1 protein-coding gene is annotated in these 1,164 nt (G+C 64.3%); it reads left to right on the plus strand.

Annotated elements, in window-relative coordinates:
* Positions 1–1,164: elongation factor Tu (gene tuf / locus BXA03_RS26275; RefSeq protein WP_234983850.1), on the plus strand; the 1,164-nt coding region annotated here is incomplete at its 5' end.

Here is a 1,164-nt window from a genome sequence, read left to right on the forward strand (position 1 = left end):
AAGCCGCACGTGAACGTGGGCACCATCGGTCACGTGGACCATGGCAAGACGACCCTGACGGCGGCCATCGCCACGGTGCTGTCGGCCAAGTTTGGCGGCGAAGCCAAGAAGTACGACGAAATCGACGCGGCGCCCGAAGAAAAGGCCCGTGGCATCACGATCAACACCGCCCACGTCGAGTACGAGACGGCCAACCGCCACTACGCGCACGTTGACTGCCCCGGCCACGCCGACTACGTCAAGAACATGATCACCGGTGCCGCCCAGATGGACGGCGCCATCCTGGTGTGCTCGGCCGCCGACGGCCCGATGCCCCAGACCCGTGAGCACATCCTGCTGGCCCGCCAGGTGGGCGTGCCCTACATCATCGTCTTCCTGAACAAGTGCGACATGGTCGACGACGCCGAGCTGCTCGAGCTCGTCGAGATGGAAGTGCGCGAACTGCTGGACAAGTACGACTTCCCCGGCGACGACACCCCCATCATCCACGGCAGCGCCAAGCTGGCCCTGGAAGGCGACAAGGGCAAGCTGGGCGAAGAAGCCATCATGAAGCTGGCCGACGCCCTGGACACCTACATCCCGACGCCCGAGCGCGCCGTGGACGGCACCTTCCTGATGCCCGTGGAAGACGTGTTCTCGATCTCGGGTCGCGGCACCGTGGTGACCGGCCGTGTCGAGCGTGGCGTGGTGAAGGTCGGCGAGGAAATCGAAATCGTCGGCATCAAGCCCACGATCAAGACCACCTGCACCGGCGTGGAAATGTTCCGCAAGCTGCTGGACCAGGGCCAGGCTGGCGACAACGTCGGTATCCTGCTGCGCGGCACGAAGCGTGAAGAAGTCGAGCGTGGCCAGGTGCTGTGCAAGCCCGGCTCGATCAAGCCGCACACGCACTTCACCGCCGAGGTGTACGTGCTGTCCAAGGACGAAGGTGGCCGTCACACGCCGTTCTTCAACAACTATCGCCCGCAGTTCTACTTCCGCACGACGGACGTGACTGGCGCGATCGAGCTGCCGAAGGACAAGGAAATGGTCATGCCCGGCGACAACGTGTCGATCACGGTCAAGCTGATCGCCCCGATCGCCATGGAAGAAGGCCTGCGCTTCGCCATCCGTGAAGGCGGCCGTACCGTCGGCGCCGGCGTCGTGGCCAAGATCATCGAGTAA

Source organism: Pseudacidovorax sp. RU35E (genome assembly GCF_900156165.1).
Classification (GTDB): domain Bacteria; phylum Pseudomonadota; class Gammaproteobacteria; order Burkholderiales; family Burkholderiaceae_C; genus Xenophilus.